The following is a 15,401-nucleotide window of genomic DNA, read 5'->3' on the forward strand; positions in this document are numbered from 1 at the left end:
ACGCGCCCCAACGATTGCGGCACACTCGCAGCGCCCCGCCTCGCGGGGCGCTGACACCGCCTGGAGAACCGCCCATGACCTCACCCGCGCAGGACCCTGCCCTGGACAACTTCCGGACGATCGCCGACGCCATCGCCACGCTGTTCTTCCCCCATGCCGAGGTGGTGCTCCACGACCTGCGCACGCAGAAGATCGACTACATCGCCAACAACATCTCCAAGCGCGAAGTGGGCGACGATGCGGCCCTGGACGACATGCTCGGCGAGGACAGCAACGAGCGGAATATCGGCCCCTATGAAAAGCTCAACTGGGACGGCCAGAAGATCCGCAGCCTCAGCAGCGTGCTGCGCGACAGCAACGGCCAGCCGCTGGCGGTGCTGTGCATCAACCTGAATATTTCGCTGTTCGAGAATGCCAAGGCGGCGCTGGACCTGTTCCTCTCGCCGAGCAAACTGATCCCGCAACCGGACTCGCTGTTTCGCGACGACTGGCAGGAACGCATCAACACCTTCCTGCACAACTGGCTGCGCGAACGGCAGCTGGGCCTCAACCTGCTGACCCGCGAACACAAGCGCGAACTGGTACTGGCGTTGCACGCCGAAGGCGCGTTCAAGGGCAAAAGCGCCGCCAACTATGTGGCCAACGTGCTGAACATGGGGCGGGCGACGGTGTACAAGCACCTGAAGGAATTGAAGGGCTGACCACCCTCTGAAAAGCATCGCGGGCAAGCCTCGCTCCTACAAAACGGTAGGAGCGAGGCTTGCCCGCGATGGCGTCCTCACGAACGCCACACGGCATCAGTCGCCGTAGATGTCGGACTTGAAGTACTTCTCGGAAATCTTCTGATACTCGCCACTGGCGCGAATGCCATCGATGGCGGCATTCAACTGGCTGACCAGCTCGGCATTGCCCTTGCGCACCGCGATCCCCGCGCCCTCACCCACGTATTTCGGGTCCTTCAGCTCCGGCCCGACAAACGCATAGCCCTTGCCGCGCGGCATCGACAGAAAGTCATTCAGCGGAATGGTGTCAGCGAAAATCGCATCGAGACGCCCGGCCGCCAGGTCCATGTAGATCTCTTCGTTGTTGCTGTAGCGCTTGACGTTGATGCCCTTGGGCTCGAACACCTCGGTGGCGTAGCGGTCGGTGGTGGTCGCCCGTTGCACACCGACATTCTTGCCCTTGAGGCTGGCGTACTGGTCATCGACCGTCGCGCCTTCCTTCATCACCAGCCGCGAGGAAGTGAAGTAGTACTTGTGGGTGAAGTCGACCGACTTCTTGCGGTCTTCATTGATGGTCATCGACGACAGCGCCATGTCGATTTTCTTCACTTTCAACGAAGGAATCAGGCCATCGAATTCACCCTCGACCCATAGGCACTTGACCTGCATCTGCGCGCACAAGGCATTGCCGATGTCGTAGTCGAAACCGACGATCTCACCTTTGTCGGTTTTCGAGGCGAACGGCGGATAAGCCGCCTCGATGCCGATGCGCAGGGTTTTCTCGGCGGCGAACAGGCTGCTGCACGCCAACAGGCTCAGGACCAGGCCACTGATGAGGGGGAGTTTCTTCATATTCGTTCTCTCGCGGGTTGTTGTTGGTTTGGCAAGACAGAAGAAAGGAGTGAAACGGTGAAGCCTTGTTTTGTACTTGTAAATCCATACTGGACTTTTACGTATATTTCGTCAACGGAGCGGATACGCTTCGTCCCGCCTTTGGTCGAGATACCAAATCGAGAGAGAAACAGGGAAGTCGAGGGTGTAACTGAGGGCCTATCGCGGGCAAGCCTCGCTCCTACAGACGGTGTTGATCGTAGGAGCGAGGCTTGCCCGCGATGGCGGACTTGCGGTCAATACAGAGGGATCAGGACGTCACTCTTTCCAGCGATCCGCCGCCGCATGATCGCTGTCACGGCCTTCCACCCAGCGCGGGCCATCGGCGGTGGTTTCCTTCTTCCAGAACGGCGCGCGGGTCTTCAGGTAGTCCATGACAAAGGCACAGGCATCGAATGCCGCCTGGCGGTGGGCGCTGGCGGCGCCGACGAAGACGATCGGCTCGCCCGGCTCCAGCGCACCGATGCGATGCAGCACTTCCAGCTTGAGCAGTGGCCAGCGCTGTTCGGCCTCGGCGGCGATCTTGCCCAGGGCCTTCTCGGTCATGCCCGGGTAATGCTCGAGAAACATCCCCGCCACGTCCAGGCCGTCGTTGAAATCACGCACGTAACCGACAAAGCTCACCACCGCGCCGACGCCGACATTCGCCGCATGCATCGCGTTGACTTCCGCCCCTGGATCAAAGGCGCCCGATTGCACGCGAATCGCCATATCAGCCCCCGGTCACGGTAGGAAAAAACGCCACTTCGTCGCCGTCGCTCACCGGCTCGTCGAGCTGGCAGAGGTCTTCGTTGCGGGCGCACATCAGGTTCTGCTCGCTGAGCACCTCGGCGCCCTCGCGCTGGGCCAACAGCGCGCGCACATCGTCGACCGTGGTGAAATCGCCGGCGACCCGCAGCGAATCCACGCCCAGCGCCTCGCGGTAGCGGGCGAAAAACTTCACGGTCAGGTTCATTGCTCGTCCGCCTGGTAATGGCCGCTCTTGCCGCCCAGTTTCTCCAGCAGGCGCACGCCTTCGATGGTCATGCCGCGGTCCACGGCCTTGCACATGTCGTAGATGGTCAGGGCCGCGACACTGGCGGCGGTCAGGGCTTCCATTTCCACCCCGGTCTGCCCGGCCAGCTTGCAGCGGGCAACGATGCGCACGCTGTCCTCGCCTTCGGCGCTGAGCTCGACCTTGACGCTGGTGAGCATCAGCGGATGGCACAGGGGGATCAGATCGCTGGTCTTTTTCGCCGCCTGGATGCCGGCGATGCGCGCCACGGCGAACACATCACCCTTGGGGTGACCGCCGCTGACGATCATTTGCAGGGTTTGCGGGAGCATGCGCACCCGGGCTTCGGCCGTGGCTTCGCGGGACGTCACGGCTTTGTCGGTGACGTCGACCATATTGGCGCGACCTTGGGAATCGAGATGAGTCAGCACAGCCTTACTCCTGATCAGGAAAGGCGATTGTAAACCCGAGGGTCAATTTTCCGCACGCCTGATTATCCGCGTGCCCCCGATCCCGTAGGAGCGAGGCTTGCCCGCGACCCAGGCAACGCGGTGCAGCAGTACAAGCACGGTGATGCCATCGCGGGCAAGCCTCGCTCCTACGGAAGACAGGTTTTGTTCGGGCACAAAAAAACGGGCGGCCTTGCGGCCGCCCGTTGGGTGAAGGTTACAGATGGGATTCGGCGTATTCGGCCAGGATCGAGCGGGGAACCCCTTGCAGGGTGATGTGCACCCCGTTGGGGAAGTCCTTGAAGCGTTCAGTCAGGTAGGTCAGCCCGGAGCTGGTCGCGGACAGGTAAGGGGTATCGATCTGCGCCAGGTTGCCCAGGCACACCACTTTGGAACCGGCGCCGGCACGGGTGATGATGGTTTTCATCTGGTGCGGGGTGAGGTTCTGGCATTCGTCGATCAGGATCAGGCTCTGCTGGAAGCTGCGGCCGCGAATGTAGTTGAGGGATTTGAACTGCAGCGGCACCTTGCTGAGGATGTAGTCGACGCTGCCATGGGTGTTTTCGTCATCCATGTGCAAGGCTTCGAGGTTGTCGGTGATGGCGCCGAGCCAGGGCTCCATTTTTTCCGCTTCGGTGCCCGGCAGGAAGCCGATCTCCTGGTCCAGCCCCTGCACGCTGCGGGTGGCGATGATGCGCCGATAACGCTTGCTGACCATGGTCTGTTCGATGGCCGCGGCCAGGGCCAGGATGGTCTTGCCTGAACCTGCGGCCCCGGACAGGTTGACCAGATGGATATCCGGATCGAGCAGGGCGAACAGCGCCAGGCCTTGATAGATATCGCGCGGTTTCAGGCCCCAGGCTTCCTGGTGCAACAGGGGTTCCTGATGCAGGTCGAGAATCAGCAGCACATCGGCGCGAATCTCCTTGATCCAGCCGACGAAACCCTGTTCGTCGATGATGAACTCGTTGATGTGCACCGCCGGCAGGTTGTCGGTGAGTTGCACCTGGTGCCAGGTGCGGCCGTGGTCCTGGCGGGTTTCCACCTTGCTCACGCGGTCCCAGAAGGAGCCGGTCATGTTGTGGAAGCCGTTGGGCAGCAAGGCCACGTCGTCGACCAGCTGGTCGGTGCTGTAGTCTTCGGCGGCGATCCCGCAGGCGCGCGCCTTGAGGCGCATGTTGATGTCTTTGGTCACCAGCACCACGCGCAGCTCCTTGTTGCGCGCGTGCAGGTCGATCAACTGGTTGATGATGATGTTGTCGTTGAGGTTTTCCGGCAGCAGGCTGTTGGGCTCAGAGCGTTTGCTCATGAGGATCGACAGCAGGCCTTTGGGGCCGCTCTTGCCACGCTGGATCGGCACACCCAGCTCGACATCTTCCGGCGAGGCCTCACCCAGGGTCTTGTCGATCAGGCGAATGGCCTGGCGGCATTCCGCTGCAACGCTGTGATGGCCGCTCTTGAGCTTGTCGAGTTCCTCCAGGACGATCATCGGGATCGCCACATGGTGTTCTTCGAAGTTCAGCAGGGCGTTTGGATCGTGAATCAATACATTGGTATCGAGTACATAAAGGATTGGCTGGTTGGAGGAAGGGCTACGTCCGTGGTCATCCATACTCGGTCACCTTATGTGGGGGCCAGTCGACGCAATACCATGGCGGTGCTGCGCCTCGAATCGACCGTCGAATTCACCCGCGAAGGTTCGAGTGAAGTGCACACAAAAGGAGTCTTGGGAGACGCCACCTGTGTTGCAGGTTTCGGCGGTCTGACTTCGTAATACTCCAAAACCTGTGACAGGAAAAAGCACTTTGACGCTTTTTTTAAGTTTATTTTGCAGAGTGACGAATAGCCCTTGGCGCGCTGCCCAAGCACCGTTAAAGTCGGAAGTCCGCTTGTATCGAAATCCTCGCCAAAATCGGCAACCTTCCCCCTTCGCCCCGCAAATACGGACCTTTCGTCGTTTCTAGCGAAACGCGTCCTGACAATCCTCCCAACCGATTCCGCTCTGCGCCGTCTGTGTCAGCAGCCAGGGCAACGCCGTCTTCACCGCGTCCTGCCGGGCATTGAAATTAATCACCCCGTGCCGCCACAACAGCATCAGGGTCAACACCCGCTGGCCGCTCTGTTCGCCCTTGAGCTTGCCGGCGCCGTCCTGCGGATCGATGTCCCACAGCGCCACCTGCAAACCCTGGGCATTAAAGAAGGCCTGCGCGTCGGCCCGGCGCTGACCGTAGGGCGGGCGGAACAGCGGCACATAGTTTTCCGGCAGCTTGCCCTTGACCAGCTCGACGCTGCGCTCGATCGAGTCCTGCCAGTCCTGCCAATGGCTGTGGGAACGATACTCCCAGCCCTGGACGCCCACGCACTGCTGCGAATACAGGGCCTGCAGGCTGGCCACCGAACGTTGTTCCAGGCGGCTCTGCAGCTCGCTGCCGAGTACGAAGAAGGTGCCGTTCATGTTCGACTTGCGCAGGTATTCAGCCAGCCAGGGGGTGTTGTCCGGGGCGAGATTGGCGGCGCTGTCGAAGGTCAGCAAAAACAGTCGGTCATTGAGCTCGTCGCCGTTGCGCTCGTAGTCGCCAAAACGCTCAATCTCGCTGGCGGTCTGGGGAAACAGCGCGGCCTTGCGCAGCAATTCGTCCAGGTACTGCTCATGGAAGGCCCGGCTCGGCTCGGCCCAGCGAGCGTAATAAGAGTCATCGCCCAACTGGAACTTGCCGGCCTGCTCGCGCAGGGTGTCCAGGTCTTCCACCAGGAAACAGAAGGAGGCGTCCTGGTCGCAGCTCTGCTGGGCGAAGTTGTAGTTGGCCAGCAATTGCTGCCAGAGCCGCTGGCGAACGGCATCGATCGACGCCATGTTGATGATCCGCAGGCCCAGGCGCTGCTTCAACGAGCCTTCATCCCAGGCCTCGCTGACCAGCAGGGCGCGGGCAAAGGTGAGGATCTCCGCCCGCGACGCCACGTCGAACAGGGTCGGGTTGCTGAGCTGTTCCGGCCAGGTGCTGCGATCCAGGGTCGCCACCTCGCTCGGGGCCGCCAGGGCGCCGAAGCTCAACAGCCAGATCGAAAGAAAAAACGCGCTGCGCAAAGGGATGTCTCCATAACAAAACCCGCGCGGCACTATAGCCGATGCCACAACCCCGACCCTATTCGAATCCCCATCCCCTCTGTAGGAGCGAGCTTGCTCGCGATGCTCGTCAACGATGACGCATATCGCCTGATACCTTGCGCTGCTCTCCGGTTCATCGCGAGCAAGCTCGCTCCTACAGAAAGCAGCAGACAACGGACGACGGCCTCCCCTATTGCCTTCATAGGTGGAGTCAAATCGCCCAAGCCCCTAGAATCCCCCGACGCTTACAGGAGACGACTTCATGCTGATGGTGATTTCACCCGCCAAGACCCTCGATTTCGAGACCCCGCCCGTCACTCAACGCTTCACCCAGCCGCAATACCTCGATCACTCCCAGGAACTGATCCTGCAATTGCGCGAACTGAGCCCGGCGCAAATCAGCGAACTGATGCACGTCTCCGACAAGATCGGCGGCCTCAACGCCGCGCGTTTCGGTAGCTGGACCCCGGCCTTCACCCCGGCCAACGCCAAGCAGGCGCTGCTGGCGTTCAAGGGCGACGTGTACACCGGCCTGAACGCCGAAACCCTGAGCGAAGCCGATTTCGACTACGCCCAGCAGCATCTGCGCATGCTCTCCGGCCTGTACGGCCTGCTGCGCCCGCTGGACCTGATGCAGCCTTATCGCCTGGAAATGGGCACCAAGCTGGCCAACGCCCGCGGCAAGGACCTGTACGCCTTCTGGGGCACGCGCATCAGCGAATGGCTCAATGAGGCCCTGGCCGAACAGGGCGACGACCTGCTGCTCAACCTGGCGTCCAACGAATACTTCTCGGCGGTCAAGCGCACGGCCCTGAACGCCCGGATCATCAATACCGAGTTCAAGGACCTGAAGAACGGCCAGTACAAGATCATCAGCTTCTACGCCAAGAAAGCCCGGGGCATGATGAGCCGCTTCGTCATAGAAGAACGCATCAACGACCCGGCGGCACTCAAGCAATTCGATGTCCAGGGTTATCGCTACAGCGCCGAACAGTCGAAACCCGACAATCTGGTTTTCCTGCGCGATCACGCACCGGAATAACGCACCCGGTCGACGCACTGGTTTCGCGCAAACGAGTGCGTCGACAAGCGGTCACTTTCCTCTTTGACCCCCGCCAAAACGCCAAACAATTGGCGCCAAAATATTTTCTTCTGAATTTATAACTTTTGTTTCACTCGACAGAGGTCATTTTTTTCAGTAGTGGCACGCAATTTTTTTATCGGTAGTGGCATAAAAATATCCCCGCGCTTTAACTCCCCATAACTAAAGGCTGAAATGGTAAGTGCTATCAATATGAAAGCAGTGCCATCTTTTGCAATATTTCAAGAAATTTCAGAAAACAGGATCAGCGGTCTGGAACTATGTCCTGAACCACCGCTCATACCACCGGTAACGATTCTCGACGAGTTTGTAGGAGATGACTTACATGGGATCCAACGACAGTAGCGAAGTTGTCATATTGTCCTGACCTACTGCTCTAGGACTCGAACTCAGGGTCAATACACAGGAGATAATGCACCATTACTATCCCCTACAAGGCCATGGCATAGCCCGCCTTAAAACGCTTCCGGGAGCGTGTAACTACCTGATTATCATGGGCCTGCGCCTATAAATCAGGATTATCGCCAACCTCGGAGCTGCCTTCCAGCAGGAAGGACGGCGACATTTAAGGGCAGCCCCTACAACAAGGCCAAGTTGCGCACAACTTGAGTGCACTTATTTAGACACTCGGAACTTAGTCTGCCTGCACTGGATATATCAACGCTTGTTCGTTGAACTTCCGAGTGCGCAATTAAAGCTGGCAAACATTAACTCCGGCCATCTAATGGCGTGAATAACACAGAGGTAAATGCGATGCGCATCAGCATATTTGGTTTGGGTTACGTCGGTGCAGTATGTGCCGGTTGCCTGTCTGCACGGGGCCATGAGGTCGTTGGCGTCGATGTTGCCAAGGACAAGATCGATATGATCAACGCAGGCCGTTCGCCGATCGTTGAACCGGGTCTGGGTGAACTTCTGGCGCAAGGTATTCAAACCGGTCGTCTGCGCGGAACCACCAACTTCGCCGAGGCGATTCGCGACACCGACTTGTCGATGATCTGTGTCGGCACGCCAAGCAAGAAGAACGGCGACCTGGAACTCAACTACATCGAGGCGGTATGCCGCGAGATCGGTTTTGTCCTGCGTGACAAGACCTCCCGCCACACCATCGTGGTGCGCAGTACCGTACTGCCGGGCACCGTGGCCAACGTGGTGATCCCGATTCTCGAAGACTGCTCCGGCAAGAAAGCCGGCGTCGACTTCGGCGTCGCGGTCAACCCTGAGTTCCTGCGTGAAAGCACCGCGATCAAGGACTACGACTTCCCACCGATGACCGTGATCGGCGAGTTCGACAAGGCTTCGGGCGACGTCCTGCAATCGCTGTACGAAGAACTCGACGCACCGATCATCCGCAAGGACATCGCCGTCGCCGAGATGATCAAGTACACCTGCAACGTGTGGCACGCCACCAAGGTGACCTTCGCCAACGAGATCGGCAACATCGCCAAGGCCGTCGGCGTCGACGGTCGTGAAGTGATGGACGTGGTCTGCCAGGACAAGACCCTCAACCTGTCCCAGTACTACATGCGCCCAGGCTTCGCCTTCGGCGGTTCCTGCCTGCCCAAGGACGTGCGCGCCCTGACCTTCCGCGCCGGCTCCCTGGACATCGAAGCACCGCTGCTCAACTCGCTGATGCGCAGTAACGAGTCCCAGGTGCAGAACGCCTTCGACATCGTCTCCAGCCACGAAAAACGCAAAGTCGCCCTGCTCGGCCTGAGCTTCAAGGCCGGTACCGACGACCTGCGCGAAAGCCCGCTGGTGGAACTGGCGGAAATGCTGATCGGCAAGGGTTTCGACCTGAGCATCTACGACAGCAACGTCGAGTACGCCCGTGTCCACGGTGCCAACAAGGACTACATCGAGTCCAAGATCCCCCACGTCTCGTCCCTGCTCAACGCGGACTTCGATTCGGTGATCGACAACTCCGACGTGATCATCCTCGGCAACCGCGACGAGAAGTTCCGCGCCCTGGCCGAAGACGTGCCGCACGGCAAGCAGGTCATCGACCTGGTCGGGTTCATGTCCAAGGCCACCAGCGCGAATGGCCGGACCGAAGGTATCTGCTGGTAACAGCGGTATCGGGGGCAGTTCCCCGTTCCTGTAGCCGCTGTCGCAGGTGCGATCGAGCCCGAAGGGGTCGCGACGCACCTGCAACTGCCGGAGGTTATCGCAGCCTCCGGCAACGGCTACAGGAATGTGTCCCTTTGGCTTTTTTGCCTGCCTTAACCCCATCGGGCCACCCCACAGGCTCGCCCGAGATCGAGACGGATGCAGATTATGCACAGGCTAAAGCACGGCCTACTCCAGGCCGCAGGTTGGCTGTTTTTCTTGAGTTTACTGATGGGTCTCGCCCTGGCGTTGCCCGCGTCCACATTCGACTCCGAATCGAAGGACTTCATCTTCCTGATTGGCGCCGTGGGTATCTGGCGCTACTCGATGGGTGCCACGCATTTCGTGCGCGGCATGCTGTTTCTCTACGTGGTCTACCCGCACCTGCGCCGCAAGGTCCGCAAGCTGGGCAAGGCCGCCGATCCGTCCCACGTGTACCTGATGGTCACCAGTTTCCGGATCGACGCCCTGACCACCGCCCAGGTCTATGGCTCGGTGATCCGTGAAGCCATCGACTGCGGCTTCCCCACCACCGTGGTCTGCTCGATCGTGGAAATGTCCGACGAGCTGCTGGTGAAAAGCCTCTGGGCCCGCATGAACCCGCCGGCCCACGTCAAGCTCGACTTCGTGCGCATCCCCGGCACCGGCAAGCGCGACGGCCTGGCCTTCGGTTTCCGCGCCATCTCCCGCCACCTGCCGGACGACCGTGCCGTGGTCGCGGTGATCGACGGCGACACCGTGCTCGGCGAAGGCGTGGTGCGCAAGACCGTGCCCTGGTTCCAGCTGTTCGGCAACGTCGGCGGCCTGACCACCAACGAGTTCTGCGAAGTGCGCGGCGGCTACATCATGAGCGAGTGGCACAAGCTGCGCTTCGCCCAGCGTCACATCAACATGTGCTCCATGGCCCTGTCCAAGCGCGTGCTGACCATGACCGGACGCATGTCGGTGTTCCGCGCCAGCGTGGTCACCAACCCGGACTTCATCGCCGACGTGGAAAGCGACTCGCTGCAACACTGGCGCCTGGGCCGCTTCAAGTTCCTCACCGGCGACGACAAGTCCAGCTGGTTCAGCCTGATGCGCCTGGGCTACGACACCTTCTACGTGCCCGATGCGGCGATCAACACCGTGGAGCACCCGCCGGAGAAGAGTTTCATCAAGGCCAGCCGCAAGCTGATGTTCCGCTGGTACGGCAACAACCTGCGGCAGAACTCCCGGGCCCTGGGCCTGGGCCTCAAGCGCCTGGGGCTGTTCACCAGCGTGGTGCTGTTCGACCAGCGCGTGTCGATGTGGACCTCCTTGCTGGGCCTGACCGTGGCCCTGATCGCCAGCTTCAAGTACGGCACCGCCTTCATCCTGGTGTACCTGCTGTGGATCGGTATCACCCGCCTGCTGCTGACCCTGCTGCTGTCCTGTTCGGGGCACCGGATCGGCCCGGCCTACCCGTTGATCCTCTATTACAACCAGATCGTCGGGGCCCTGGTGAAGATCTACGTGTTCTTCCGCCTCGACCAACAGTCCTGGACCCGCCAACCGACTGCTCTGTCCCGTGACCTCGCCAGCTTTCAACGTTGGTTCAACACCTGGTCGTCTCGGACCATGACCTTCTCCGCCGGCAGCATTTTCGTCGCCGCGCTGCTGCTGATGGTCTGACCCGCCTTGCCTGAATTAACTAGGAAATCGCCCTTATGAACACCGCCGTGAACGTCAACGTAGTGCATGAATCCGAAGCCCAACGCCAACACGCCCGGGTCAAAATCCCGGCCAAGCTGCGCTTCTTCGGCCCCGACCGGACCCCGGTCGAAGCGCGGGTCATCGACCTCTCCGCCGGCGGCCTGAGCTTCAACTGCGGGCAGTTGCCGATCAAGGTCGGCGACGTGCACAAGGGTCGCCTGCAGTTCGTCATCGACAACCTCGGCCTGGCCATGGACGTGGAGTTGCAGGTGCGCTCCGTGGATCGCCAGAGCGGTCGTGTCGGTTGCCAGTTCCAGAACCTCGAGCCCCAGGACATCTCGACCCTGCGCCAGCTGATCACCTCGCACCTGGCCGGCGACATCGTGACCATGGGCGACGTGCTCGCCACCCTGCAGCGCGACAACTTCACCAAGGCGCGCAAGACCAAGGACGCCGGCCACGGCATGAGCGCCCTGGGCCGCCTGCGCGCGGTGACCTTCAGCGCCGGGATCTTCGTCGTTGGCCTGGCGGCCTTCGGCTTCATCCTCAAGTCGGTGTACGGCATGTACTTCGTCAGCCATGCCCAGGCCGGCCTGGTCAGCGCGCCGGGGATGAACGTCACCATGCCGCGTGACGGCACCGTGCAGAGCCTGATCCAGGCCGACGGCGTGGCGGCCAAGGGCGCCCCGCTGGCGACCTTCAGCACCAGCATGCTCGACGTGCTCAAGGGCCACCTGAACGAAGACCAGCTGCAACCGGCCAAGGTCGAGGAACTGTTCGGCAAGCAGATGACCGGCACCCTGACCTCGCCCTGCGACTGCACCGTGGCCCAGCAGATGGTTGCCGACGGCCAGTACGCCAGCAAGGGCGACGTGATCTTCCAGCTGGTCCCGCGGGGCAGCCAGGCCAACATCGAGGCGCGCTTCTCCTACCGCCAGTTCGCCGACGTGCGTCCGGGGACCAAGGTCAGCTTCCAGATCGCCGGCGAAGACGACGTGCGCACCGGCACCATCGTCAGCAGCACCAGCCTCAACAGCAGCGACCTGTCCTCGGACATTCGCGTGCAGATCAAGCCCGATGCCCCGCTGAGCAGCGCCTTCGCCGGCCGTCCGGTGGAAGTCAGCAGCGACCGCGGCCCATCCGTGAACTGGCTGATCGACAAAGCCATGGCTGCCGGTCTCTAAGCGGAGGACATGCCTGTGACTAGCCTTTCCATTCGAATCGGTGCCGGCTGCGAGATCCTTCGCGAGCAAGCTCGCTCCTACACGAGCGCTGCAGCCACCTGTAGGAGCGAGCTTGCTCGCGATAAATCCCAGGGTCGTCGCGCGCTGGCCCTGTGCTCGCTGGCCCTGGCCGTGAGCCTGGCCGGTTGCGCCGGCCTGCCCGACCAGCGCCTGGCCAACGAAGCCCTGAAGCGCGGCGACACCGTGCTCGCGGAGCAGAACTACCGGCAACTGGCGGACCTGGGCTACAGCGACGCCCAGGTCGGCCTGGCCGACATCCAGATGGAAACCCGCGACCCGGCGAAGATCAAGCAAGCCGAGGCGACCTACCGCGCCGCGGCCGACACCTCGCCGCGGGCCCAGGCACGCCTGGGCCGCCTGCTGGTGGCCAAGCCCGGCTCCACCGAGGCCGAGCATCACGAAGCCGAAGGCCTGTTGAAAAAGGCCTTCGCCAACGGTGAAGGCAACACCCTGATCCCGCTGGCGATGCTCTACCTGCAATATCCGCAGAGCTTCCCCAAGGTCAACGCCCAACAGCAGATCAGCCAATGGCGCAGCGCCGGCTACCCGGAAGCCGGCCTGGCCCAGGTGCTGCTGTACCGCACCCAGGGCACCTACGACCAGCACCTGGCCGAGGTGGAAACCATCTGCAAGGCGGCGCTGAACGTCACCGATATCTGCTACGTCGAGCTGGCCACCGTCTACCAGAAACGCGGCCAGCCGGAACAACAGGCCGAGCTGCTGAAACAGCTGCAGGCCGGGCACGCCCGCGGCGCCATCAGCGCGCAACGAGTGGACAGCGTGGCCCGGGTGCTGGGCGACGCCAGCCTGGGCAAGACCGACGAGAAAACCGCGCAGGCGCTGCTGGAGCCGATCGCTCCCGGCTACCCGGCCTCCTGGGTCACCCTGGCGCAACTGCTCTACGACTTCCCCGAACTGGGCGACGTCGACAAGATGATGCAGTACCTGGACAACGGTCGCGCCGCCGACCAGCCCCGCGCCGAACTGCTGCTGGGCAAGCTCTACTACGAAGGCAAGATGGTCCCGGCCGACGCCAAGGTCGCCGAAGAACACTTCAAGAAGGCCCAGGGCAAGGAAGTCGCCGCCGACTACTACCTCGGCCAGATCTACCGCCGTGGCTACCTGGGCCAGGTCTATCCGCAAAAGGCCCTGGACCACCTGCTGACCGCCGCGCGCAACGGCCAGAACAGCGCCGATTTCGCCATTGCCCAGCTGTTCTCCCAGGGCAAGGGCACCAAGCCCGACCCGCTCAATGCCTATGTCTTCAGCCAGCTGGCCAAGACCCAGGACACCCCGCAAGCCAACGAGCTTGCGCAACAACTCGAAGCCCAACTGCCGCCAGGCCAACGCGCCGAGGCCCAACGCCTGCTGCAACAGGAGCAGGCCGTACGTGGCGCCTTGAGCCAGAACACGTTGGAACTGCACGCGCTGCAGGAAGAAGACGGTGAGGAATCCCTATGAAGTTCACTCCATCCAGCCACGCCAATCCTGTAGCCGCTGCCGCAGGCTGCGATCGAGCGCGCAGCGCTCGCCAACCAGGCGACCGAGATCTGTCAGTGGCACCGCGTGCGCAGGTTTTGCGGCCGCTGCGCAGCCAATCGCAGCCTGCGGCAGCGGCTACGGGAAAACTGTTCAGCCTGTCGAAGCTGGGTGTGGCCCTGGGTTTTGCCCTGGTCTGGTCCAACCCGACGCTCGCGGCCATCACCGAGAGCAAGAACTTCGGCCTGGAAGTGAAGATCACCGGCCAGTCCGAAGACGACCGTGACCTCGGCACCCTGGGCGGCGGCGACGTCAACGGCGTCGGCCTCGACCTGCGCCCCTGGGTGTACGGCGAAAGTGGCAACTGGAGCGCCTACGCCATGGGCCAGGCGGTGACCTCCACCGACATCATCGAGACCGACACCCTGCAGCAGTCCGACGGCGCCAGCACCGAAAGCAGCAACAACAGCGACCGCAAGAGCAAGAAGAACTACCTGGCGATGCGCGAGTTCTGGATCGGCTACAGCGGCCTCACCCCCTACCCGGGCGAGCAGTTGAAGTTCGGTCGCCAGCGCCTGCGCAACGACGACGGCCAATGGCGCGACACCAACATCGAAGCCCTGAACTGGACCTTCGACACCACCCTGCTGCGCGCCAACGTCGGCATCGCCGAACGTTTCAGCGAGTACCGTACCGACCTCAAGGAGCTGGCGCCGGAAGACAAGGATCGCCTGCACGTCTATGGCGATGTGGCCTACCAGTGGACCCCGGGGCATTGGGCCGGCGTCCGCGCCCATCACAGCCACGACGACGGCAAGCTCGACTACCCGGTACCGGGCGAAGCCACCGACTCCCTGGACAAGCGCCAGAACGGCGACCTGACCTGGCTCGGCCTGGAAGCCAACAGCGACGCCTACAACTGGCGCAACACCAACACCGTCAACTACTGGGCGAGCATCACCGGCATGAGCGGTGACCGCGACAAGGTCAACGCGCTGAACGCCGACGGCACCCGCCCGGCCCAGGCCAAGAGCGGCGAGAACCTCGACGGCTGGGCCACCGACCTCGGCGTGCGCCTGCGCCTGGACCCGAAATGGCAGGTCGGCGCGGCCTACGCCCGTGCCAGCGGCGACTACGAACAGAACGGCCTGGAAAGCAACCGCTCGAACTACACCGGGACCCGCTCGCGGGTGCACCGTTTCGGCGAAGCCTTCCGCGGCGAAATGAACAACATGCAGACCGCCACCCTGTTCGGTTCCTGGATGCTCGCCGACGAATATGACGCCAGCCTGATCTACCACAAGTTCTGGCGCGTGGACGGCAACAAGCCGGTGGGCAGCAACGGTATCAACGCCGTGGAAAACAACTACGACGACGCCACCGGCGCCCTGCTCTCCAGCTCGTCCCTGCCGCTGCGCGATGGCGAGAAAGACCTCGGCCAGGAAGTGGACCTGGTGGTCACCAAGTACTTCAAGCAAGGCCTGCTGCCGGCCGCGCTCAGCCAGTCGATCGACGAGCCTTCGGCGCTGGTGCGCTTTCGTGGCGGCGTGTTCAAGCCGGGCGATGCCTATGGCAAGAACGTCGACTCGTACATGCACCGCGCCTTTGTCGACGTGATCTGGCGCTTCTGATGC

The 15,401-nt window shown here is 62.0% G+C and carries 13 protein-coding genes; 7 read left to right on the forward strand and 6 right to left on the reverse strand.

The features are described 5' to 3' along the window. Positions 1–74 precede the first annotated feature (74 nt). Positions 75–701, forward strand: a complete 627-nt coding sequence (locus NRG23_RS13960) for a transcriptional regulator (RefSeq protein ID WP_009047099.1) — start codon at positions 75–77, stop codon at positions 699–701. Positions 702–797: 96 nt separating this feature from the next. Here NRG23_RS13960 and NRG23_RS13965 read toward each other — a convergent pair whose 3' ends face one another. The 6 genes from NRG23_RS13965 to NRG23_RS13990 all read right to left on the reverse strand — a co-directional run bounded on the left by NRG23_RS13965 (position 798) and on the right by NRG23_RS13990 (position 6,141). Beyond that, positions 798–1,574 carry an ABC transporter substrate-binding protein gene (locus NRG23_RS13965; protein WP_028681710.1) on the reverse strand — a complete coding sequence of 259 codons (777 nt, stop codon included), beginning with the start codon at positions 1,572–1,574 and terminating at the stop codon, positions 798–800. Between the two features lie 297 nt (positions 1,575–1,871). Beyond that, positions 1,872–2,324, reverse strand: a complete 453-nt coding sequence (gene moaE, locus NRG23_RS13970) for a molybdopterin synthase catalytic subunit MoaE (RefSeq protein WP_007932098.1) — start codon at positions 2,322–2,324, stop codon at positions 1,872–1,874. A 1-nt stretch (position 2,325) separates the two neighbouring features. Further along, positions 2,326–2,568 (reverse strand): molybdopterin converting factor subunit 1, encoded by a 243-nt coding sequence (moaD, locus tag NRG23_RS13975; protein WP_257374825.1) that lies wholly within the window; start codon positions 2,566–2,568, stop codon positions 2,326–2,328. Next, the gene (moaC, locus tag NRG23_RS13980; protein ID WP_009047097.1) at positions 2,565–3,038 is read right to left on the reverse strand and encodes a cyclic pyranopterin monophosphate synthase MoaC; all 474 of its coding nucleotides are present in this window, start codon (positions 3,036–3,038) and stop codon (positions 2,565–2,567) included. Before moaC ends, moaD begins: the two co-directional genes overlap by 4 nt. Before the next feature lie 235 nt (positions 3,039–3,273). Then, positions 3,274–4,668, reverse strand: coding sequence for a PhoH family protein (locus tag NRG23_RS13985; protein WP_009047096.1), 1,395 nt, complete (start codon positions 4,666–4,668; stop codon positions 3,274–3,276). Between the two features lie 348 nt (positions 4,669–5,016). Beyond that, positions 5,017–6,141: a polysaccharide deacetylase family protein gene (locus NRG23_RS13990; protein ID WP_016702710.1), complete on the reverse strand. Its 1,125-nt coding sequence runs from the start codon at positions 6,139–6,141 to the stop codon at positions 5,017–5,019. 283 nt (positions 6,142–6,424) lie between these two features. Between NRG23_RS13990 and yaaA the strand changes: the two genes are divergently transcribed. From yaaA to NRG23_RS14020, 6 genes are all read left to right on the forward strand, one after another. Further along, positions 6,425–7,204: a peroxide stress protein YaaA gene (gene yaaA / locus NRG23_RS13995; protein WP_009047094.1), complete on the forward strand. Its 780-nt coding sequence runs from the start codon at positions 6,425–6,427 to the stop codon at positions 7,202–7,204. A gap of 813 nt (positions 7,205–8,017) precedes the next feature. Further along, complete coding sequence (locus tag NRG23_RS14000) at positions 8,018–9,334, forward strand: nucleotide sugar dehydrogenase (protein ID WP_009047093.1); 1,317 nt, start codon at positions 8,018–8,020, stop codon at positions 9,332–9,334. A gap of 207 nt (positions 9,335–9,541) precedes the next feature. Beyond that, complete coding sequence (gene alg8, locus NRG23_RS14005; protein ID WP_009042274.1) at positions 9,542–11,023, forward strand: mannuronan synthase; 1,482 nt, start codon at positions 9,542–9,544, stop codon at positions 11,021–11,023. Between the two features lie 35 nt (positions 11,024–11,058). Continuing rightward, the gene (locus NRG23_RS14010; protein ID WP_009047092.1) at positions 11,059–12,228 is read left to right on the forward strand and encodes an alginate biosynthesis protein Alg44; all 1,170 of its coding nucleotides are present in this window, start codon (positions 11,059–11,061) and stop codon (positions 12,226–12,228) included. 9 nt (positions 12,229–12,237) lie between these two features. Continuing rightward, positions 12,238–13,749, forward strand: coding sequence for an alginate biosynthesis TPR repeat lipoprotein AlgK (gene algK / locus NRG23_RS14015; protein WP_039967705.1), 1,512 nt, complete (start codon positions 12,238–12,240; stop codon positions 13,747–13,749). Next, positions 13,746–15,398, forward strand: a complete 1,653-nt coding sequence (locus NRG23_RS14020; RefSeq protein ID WP_257374830.1) for an alginate export family protein — start codon at positions 13,746–13,748, stop codon at positions 15,396–15,398. Before algK ends, NRG23_RS14020 begins: the two co-directional genes overlap by 4 nt. Positions 15,399–15,401 lie beyond the last annotated feature (3 nt).

This window comes from Pseudomonas sp. T8, from assembly GCF_024610635.1.
Taxonomy (GTDB): Bacteria; Pseudomonadota; Gammaproteobacteria; order Pseudomonadales; family Pseudomonadaceae; genus Aquipseudomonas; species Aquipseudomonas chlororaphis_I.

What these genes read in the sequence shown, in the direction of transcription:
- NRG23_RS14000 (WP_009047093.1), top strand. Translation starts at nt 8,018, where the DNA reads ATGCGCATCAGCATATTTGGTTTGGGTTACGTCGGTGCAGTATGTGCC.
- alg8 (WP_009042274.1), top strand. Translation starts at nt 9,542, where the DNA reads ATGCACAGGCTAAAGCACGGCCTACTCCAGGCCGCAGGTTGGCTGTTT.
- yaaA (WP_009047094.1), top strand. Translation starts at nt 6,425, where the DNA reads ATGCTGATGGTGATTTCACCCGCCAAGACCCTCGATTTCGAGACCCCG.
- NRG23_RS13985 (WP_009047096.1), bottom strand. Translation starts at nt 4,668, where the DNA reads ATGGATGACCACGGACGTAGCCCTTCCTCCAACCAGCCAATCCTTTAT.
- moaE (WP_007932098.1), bottom strand. Translation starts at nt 2,324, where the DNA reads ATGGCGATTCGCGTGCAATCGGGCGCCTTTGATCCAGGGGCGGAAGTC.
- moaD (WP_257374825.1), bottom strand. Translation starts at nt 2,568, where the DNA reads ATGAACCTGACCGTGAAGTTTTTCGCCCGCTACCGCGAGGCGCTGGGC.
- algK (WP_039967705.1), top strand. Translation starts at nt 12,238, where the DNA reads ATGCCTGTGACTAGCCTTTCCATTCGAATCGGTGCCGGCTGCGAGATC.
- NRG23_RS13965 (WP_028681710.1), bottom strand. Translation starts at nt 1,574, where the DNA reads ATGAAGAAACTCCCCCTCATCAGTGGCCTGGTCCTGAGCCTGTTGGCG.
- NRG23_RS13960 (WP_009047099.1), top strand. Translation starts at nt 75, where the DNA reads ATGACCTCACCCGCGCAGGACCCTGCCCTGGACAACTTCCGGACGATC.
- NRG23_RS14020 (WP_257374830.1), top strand. Translation starts at nt 13,746, where the DNA reads ATGAAGTTCACTCCATCCAGCCACGCCAATCCTGTAGCCGCTGCCGCA.
- NRG23_RS14010 (WP_009047092.1), top strand. Translation starts at nt 11,059, where the DNA reads ATGAACACCGCCGTGAACGTCAACGTAGTGCATGAATCCGAAGCCCAA.